Annotated in this window: 5 protein-coding genes and 1 pseudogene; 4 read left to right on the top strand and 2 right to left on the bottom strand. The window is 70.6% G+C overall.

The genetic code is table 11. The features are described 5' to 3' along the window. A pseudogene (locus L6E10_RS29705) lies at positions 1 to 656 on the top strand (cytochrome b); the annotation flags it as partial. A 107-nt stretch (positions 657 to 763) separates the two neighbouring features. Here the strand turns inward: L6E10_RS29705 and L6E10_RS29700 are convergent. Then, complete coding sequence (locus tag L6E10_RS29700; protein ID WP_030465012.1) at positions 764 to 1,051, bottom strand: Lrp/AsnC family transcriptional regulator; 288 nt, start codon at positions 1,049 to 1,051, stop codon at positions 764 to 766. Positions 1,052 to 1,464: 413 nt separating this feature from the next. After that, the gene (locus L6E10_RS29695) at positions 1,465 to 3,165 is read right to left on the bottom strand and encodes a DEDD exonuclease domain-containing protein (protein WP_236223463.1); all 1,701 of its coding nucleotides are present in this window, start codon (positions 3,163 to 3,165) and stop codon (positions 1,465 to 1,467) included. A 183-nt stretch (positions 3,166 to 3,348) separates the two neighbouring features. Here L6E10_RS29695 and L6E10_RS29690 point away from each other — a divergent pair, with 183 nt between their 5' ends. The 3 genes from L6E10_RS29690 (at position 3,349) to L6E10_RS29680 (ending at position 6,540) form a co-directional block, all read left to right on the top strand. Continuing rightward, complete coding sequence (locus tag L6E10_RS29690) at positions 3,349 to 4,692, top strand: NYN domain-containing protein (protein ID WP_236223462.1); 1,344 nt, start codon at positions 3,349 to 3,351, stop codon at positions 4,690 to 4,692. 65 nt (positions 4,693 to 4,757) lie between these two features. Then, a complete protein-coding gene (locus L6E10_RS29685) occupies positions 4,758 to 5,762 on the top strand; it encodes an NlpC/P60 family protein (RefSeq protein ID WP_236223461.1) in 1,005 nt (334 codons plus the stop codon). A 10-nt stretch (positions 5,763 to 5,772) separates the two neighbouring features. Then, a complete protein-coding gene (locus tag L6E10_RS29680; RefSeq protein ID WP_236223460.1) occupies positions 5,773 to 6,540 on the top strand; it encodes a basic secretory family protein in 768 nt (255 codons plus the stop codon).

Genomic DNA, 6,540 nt, shown 5'->3' with positions numbered 1-6,540 from the left:
CGCCGTTTTTGCCGTTCATCCTGGGGTTGCCGTTGCTGACCGGTATCGCGGCGGCGTATCCGTGGATCGAGCGCAGGATGACCAAGGATTACGCGCATCACAACCTGTTGCAGCGTCCGCGTGATGTTCCGGTGCGCACGTCGCTGGGGTGGATGGCGATCACGTACTTCATGGTGCTGCTGTTGATGGGTGCGAACGACATCTTCGCCTACCAGTTCGACATCTCGTTGAACTTGACGACGTGGATGGGCCGTATCGGCATGCTGGTGCTGCCGCCGGTGGCGTATTTCCTCTCCTACCGGGTTTGCATCGGGTTGCAGCGTGGTGACCGTGAGGTGCTCGAGCACGGTGTGGAGACGGGCATCATCAAGCGTTTGCCGCATGGTGAGTTCATCGAGGTCCACCAGCCGCTGGGCCCGGTGGACGAGCACGGGCATCCGATCGCGTTGGCGTATCAGGGTGCGTCGGTGCCGAAGAAGATGAACAAGCTCGGTTCGGCCGGTCATCCGGTCGCGGGCAGCACGTGGTCGCCGGACCCGGTCGAGGAGACCGTGGCGCTGGAGAACGCGCGCCGCAGGCGCAACGTGACCGAAGGCCTCAGCGCGGAGGACACGGCCGGTCAGCTCGCGGGCAAGCCGTCCGACCCGAAGGCCTGATCTTCGGCTTGAAGCACTGAAAGGCCCCCGTGGACTTCCACGGGGGCCTTTCGCTGTCCGGGGTGGTTCGCCGGTGGCCGTGCTGCTCCGCCACCGGCTCGCCGTTCCTACTGGGCGTCGTCGAGGCCGATCGAGAACGCGGCTTCGTCATCGCGCTTCGAGTAGCTGCGGAACGCGATGTGCGTGTCGGTGTTCAGCACGCCGGCGACCTTGCTGATCTTGCCGGGCACCAGCGCGGCGAGGTCCTCGTGCTTGCTGACGCGCACCAGCGCGATCAGGTCCACGTCACCGGCGCAGGAGTACACCTCGGTGACTCCGTCGATGTCGGCGATCTCCTGCGCGGCCTCGGGAATGCGTTCGGCGGCGGCCTGGATCAGCACGATGGCGGTGACCACGGCGTCCTCCTCGGGTCTGGGCTCCGGTGTCTCAAGCACCCGTAGTCTGCCCTACCGGCTGATCACCGGCGTGAAGACGTCGCCCCTCGCCCGTTGCGCAGCCGACCCCATTGTTTTGTCGACAAACCGACTGATATATCGGTTACGAACACCGCCTTGACCTGCATCAACACCCCTTATGCAAAAGACGTTTGCGGACGTCCGCAAACGTCTTTTGCATAAGGGCGTGCTCAGGAGGAACCGAGCACGGGTGCGGAGAGGCGGCGACGAGGTCGAGAGCCAGGTTCGGACATAGCTGAACGCTGCGGCGACAAAGGGGTCAGATCGAGGCGAGCCGACGCCATCGAAGCCTTGCGATGGCAGCTTTCACTCCACAGCAATCAGCCGTTGCAAAGGGCAGCCGGGAGGGCGGCTCAGCTCCAACGGTCGTGGATGGGCCGGGCTCCAGCGGCCTGCTCCGCCCACGGCAGCCAGGCCGCGGCGGCCCCGGCGGGGGACGACCACGGTTCGTCGGCGTACACCAGGCGGGTGCCCGCTTGGTCGAGCCAGCGCAGCACCACGCCGGTCTCCTCCGGCGGCGCGCCCCGGAGTGGACCGGGGGTGGGGATGACCGTCTCGGCGGAGGCGACGAGGGCGTCGACCACCGGCATCGGGCGGGTGCCGCGGCGGGCGACGCCGGCGGAGGCCAGGCGGCCGTAGCGGACCACCGAGAATTCCCAGCCACCTTCGCGGTCGGGGCGGGCGGCGACCAGCTGGGGGAGTGCGGCGAGGGCGGCCAGGCGCTGGGCGCGGTCCAGGGACCTGACGAGGCCTGCCAGGCGGTCGCGGCGGCGGGCGGCCTCCTCGAAGCGCTCGACCGAGGCCAGGTCGCCCAGCTGGTCGACGAGGGTGCGCAGAGGTGCGGCGCTGCGGCCCACGACCAGATCGCGCACCGCAACCACGGCGGGGGAGTACTCCTCGACCGTCTGCCGGCCCGCGCACGGGGCCTTGCAGCGGTCCAGTTCGGCCAGCGCGCAGGGGGAGGCGCGCTGGTTCGTCGCCGGGATCTTGATCGTGCACGAGCGCAGGGGAACGGCGTCGAGCAGGGCGTCGGCCACCGCCTCGGCTGCTTTCCTGGTGCGGAACGGGCCCAGGGCGCCCTCTCGCGGGGTCTTCACCAGCGACATCCGCGGGAACGGCTCGTCTGTCAGGACCAGCCACCAGGCGTGGTGCGGGTTCTTCGAGCGCCGGTTGTACGCGGGGCGGTGTGCGCGTAAGAGGCGGAGCTCGCGCACTTCGGCCTCCAAGGAGTGCGCGCACTCCACGGCGTCGACTCGCACAGCGAGGGCGACCATCTCGCGCAGCCTCCGCCTGCCTTCGCTGGCGGTGAAGTACTGCCGGACGCGGCGGCGCAGGTCGGAGGCCGTACCGACGTACAGGACCTCTTCCTTCGGGCCGCGGAACAGGTACACGCCGGGTGTGGAGGGCAGGTGCGCGGCCAGGGAGCGCTTGCGGCGTTGTTCGGGGGTGACCTCCGGCAGGTACGCGAGCAGTTCTTCAAGGGAGTGCACGCCCACGTTGCCGACGCGTTCCAGCAGCGCGTGCAGCACCTCGACGGTCGTGCGGGCGTCGGCCAGTGCGCGGTGCGTCGGCTTGGTCTCCGTGTGGAACAGGTCGGAGAGCGCCGACAGGCGGCACGACGGCGCCTCGTCGCGGCTCAGGACGCGCCGGGCGAGCTTGACCGTGCAGACCACCGACGGCTTCGGCCAGCGGTAGCCGTGCCGTTCGCAGGCCGCCTTCATGAACCCGGTGTCGAAGCCCGAGTTGTGCGCCACCAGCACCGCCCCGGCCGCGAACTCCAGGAACGCGGGCAGCACCGTCTTGATCGTCGGCGCGCCCGTCACCATCAGCTGCGTGATCCCGGTCAGCTGCGCCACCATCGGCGGGATGCCGCGTTCGGGGTCGACGAGGGTCGCGAACTCGCCGAGCACCTGGCCGCCGCGCACCTTCACCGCGCCGATCTCGGTGATCGCGTCCTCCTCGGCGCTCCCTCCCGTCGTCTCCAGGTCGAAGACGACGAACGTCGTGTCGCGCAGGGGCGTCCCGAGCTCGTCGAAGGACAGTTGTCCGGTCACGGCGCCGACGTTAGCGACGGGGTCTGACAATTTTCGGAGGTGGTCGTTCGCGGTTGCGTGACCTGCGGTTGCTCCATTGGAGTGGTGTGCGGGTGATCTTTGCCTGATCGTTGTTCCGAAGGGCGGACACGTCCGTGCGCTGCTCGAGTGCCGGGGCTCTAGCCTGTGGGGGTGCCAGACCCGATGCCCGAGCCAGAGTTCGACCAGCCTGCCGACGAGGCAGGTGAGTCCGCAGGTGAATCCACTGTGGACTGGTCGGCCCTGCCGGAGCCGTTGCGGGTGAGGCTAGCCGAGCTGGGTGCGGACGCGCTGGGCGAGATGGCGAAGGTCGACGTGCCCCAGCACCTGCGGCCGGTGGCGAAGTTCGCCCCCACCAAACGCGCCAGGCTCGGCGGCACGCAGGTCGTGGCCGGCCTGCGGAACTCGGCGAACTTCCGCACCGCGGTGGTCGAGTGGCTGCGCAAGAACAGGCCGTCGACGCTGGAGGTGACGTCACCGGACCCGGTGACCGCCGCGGCGGCCGCGGTGCTGACCGGGGACGAGGTCGCCCCGCACTACGTGGAACTGGTGTCGCGGCGGGTCGGCGACGCGACGCTGCGGGCCGAGCGGGACGCCGCCGTGCTCCGCGCCGAACGGCTGGAAGGCGAGCTGGACCGGCTCAGGGCGGAACGCACCCAGCTCGACGGTGCCGCCGAACGTGTGCGCGCGGACGCCGAAGTCGAACTCGAACGCCTGCGCAAGCGGTTGCGCGAACAGGGCGTGAAGCTGCGCGAGGCCAAGGACGCCGCCGCGGCCGCGGCCGCCGAGGTCGAGAAGATCCGGCAACGCACCGCGGACGAGGTCAAGCGCCTGACCGCCGAACGCGACCGCGAACGCGAGCGCGCCGAGACCGAGCGCGGCAAAGCACAGCGGGCGATCGCGGAGGCCGAGGTCGCGCGACAGTCCGCCCGCGAGGCCCGCCAGGCGGACGAGGTGCGGCTCGCGCTGCTCGTCGACACCCTCGACGGCGCCGTGACGGGCCTGCGCCGCGAGCTCGCCCTGGGAGGCACGGGACCACGTCCCGCCGACCTCGTGCGCGGTGCCAGCGCGTCGCAGGGGACCGTGGGCCGCGTGGAGGACCCGGCGGCGCTGGACCGGCTGCTGGCGCTGCCGGCGGTGCACCTGGTGGTCGACGGCTACAACGTCACGAAGACCGGTTATCCGGAGCTGTCGCTGTCGGACCAGCGCGATCGGCTCGTGCACCAGCTGGCGGTGCTCGCGGCGCGCACGGGTGCCGAGGTGACGCTGGTGTTCGACGGCGCCGGTGTCGTGGCCGTGCCCGCGGCGGCGCCTCGGGGCGTGCGCGTCCTCTTCAGCGATCCCGGTGTTCTGGCCGACGACGTGATCCGGGCGCTGGTCACCGCGGAGCCCGAGGGGCGCCCGGTGGTGGTCGTGACGTCGGATCGTGCGGTCGCGGACTCGGTGCGCCGCCGCGGCGCGCACCCGGTGCCGTCCGCTGTGTTGCTGGCCCGTCTCGGGCGCGTTTGATCACCCGGTAGCCTGACGCCGTCGATCTTGACGGTCTTGTTCTGGCGAGGGGGATCGGCGACCTCATGTCGCGCAAGTTCACCCGTGGTTTCCTGGTTCTGGCCCTGCTGCTCCCGGCCACACCGGCCGTGTCCCTGGCGGCGCAGCCGGCTGATCCCGCACGCGCCTACGCCGATCTGACGGCGCAGGCCACGAAGCTCAACGAGGAAGTGCTGCGCGCGCAGGAGGACCTGGTGCAGCGCAAGGCCGAGCTCGACCGCGCGACCGCGACGGTGGCCGCGGCGCAGCAGATCGAGCGGCAGGCCAAGCGCGACGAGGACGACTTCCGCCAGCAGGTCGACCTCATCACCCAGGCGTCGTTCGAGGGCGCCCGGTTCAACCAGCTCTCGGCGCTGCTCGTCGCGGACTCGCAGCAGGACTTCCTGAACCGCCTGGAGATGATGCGGATCCTCGCCACCGACAGGGCGGAGTCGCTCGCGCGGCTGTCCGGCGCGGTCGAGAAGGCCCGCCAGGCGCACCAGGTGGCGGAGACCGCGCGCACCCGTGCTGCGGAGACCACCGCGGCGGCCGAGAAGCTGAAGGCCGACCTGGACGGGCGCAACCAGGCGCTGCAGGCGCAGATCGGGGAGGTGCGGTCGGCGTTGACGCGACTGCCGGCGCCGGTCGTGCAGCAGCTGCGCGATCCGGGCGACCGGTCGGCGATCAGCGTGCCGAGCGGCACCGCGGGTCTCGCCCTCACCTTCGCGCTGGCGCAGCGCGGCGACGACTACAGGTACGGCTCCACCGGCCCCGACCAGTGGGACTGCGCCGGGCTGACGATGAAGGCGTACGCGGCGGCGAGGGTCTCGATCCCGCGCACCTCCGGCGGGCAGGCCGGCGTCGGGCGTGCCGTGTCGCGCAGCGAGGTCCGCGGCGGCGACCTGATCATCTACTACTCGAGCCGCTCGCACGTCGCCATGGCCGTCGACAACACGCGCGCCGTGCACGCCTCGACCGAGGGCCAGCCGGTGAAGATCGCACCGATCGACGCCATCGGTCCCATCGCGGTGATCCGGCGCATCGAGGGCTAGCGTTGCGCCGGTGAAGCACCTCCGGACGTTGCTGGCGGTCACCGTCACCCTGACGTTCCTGCTGGGCCTCACCGTTGCAACACGGCCCGTTGAGTTGCGGTCGACCGAAATCGATCGTTGCAAAGAGGCCGTGCTGACGGTTTCGTCGGGCACTGTCACCAGCAGTTCCTGCGACGACGAACTCGCTTCGCGGGTGGCGGCGTCGCTCGACGAGTCGGTGCGCAGTGTCGCCGATATATTGGATATCTCCTGGGCGCGCCGGGTTGATGTGGTCGTTCCGGCGACGGACGCCGAGCGGGTGTCGCTCGTCGGGCCCGCGTTCGCGGACATGGCCGGCGTCGCGATCCGCGACGGTGCCGGGCAGCGCGTGGTGCTCAACCGGACGCGGGCCTCGGCGCTGTCGGACCTGGAACTGCGGGTGCTGTTGCGGCACGAGATCACGCACGTCGCGACGCGCGACCTGACGTCGGACTCGGCGCCGTTGTGGCTCGTGGAGGGTTTCGCGGACTGGGTGGCGTTCCACGGGCTCGGGCTGTCGCTGCGCCAAGCCGCGCCGTTGCTCACCTCGGACGTCTCGGCGGTGCCCGCCGACTTCAGCGGACCCGGCCGCGACCTCGCCTACCAGCAGGCGTACTCGATCATGGTGTACCTGGAGTCCGGGCTGGGGGAGCGCGGCGTCGTGGACTTCTACCTCCGCAACGGGGTGAGGTCCGCGGTGGACCTGAGCGCGGCCGACGTGGCGGGCTGGCGTGCGTTCTTGAAAACGAGCATCGGATAG

Origin of the sequence: Lentzea sp. CC55, from assembly GCF_021056325.1 — a bacterium.
Classification (GTDB): Bacteria; Actinomycetota; Actinomycetes; order Mycobacteriales; family Pseudonocardiaceae; genus Lentzea; species Lentzea jiangxiensis.
The sequence above is the reverse complement of the archived record's forward strand: the minus strand, read 5'-3'. Positions and strand labels throughout refer to the sequence as shown.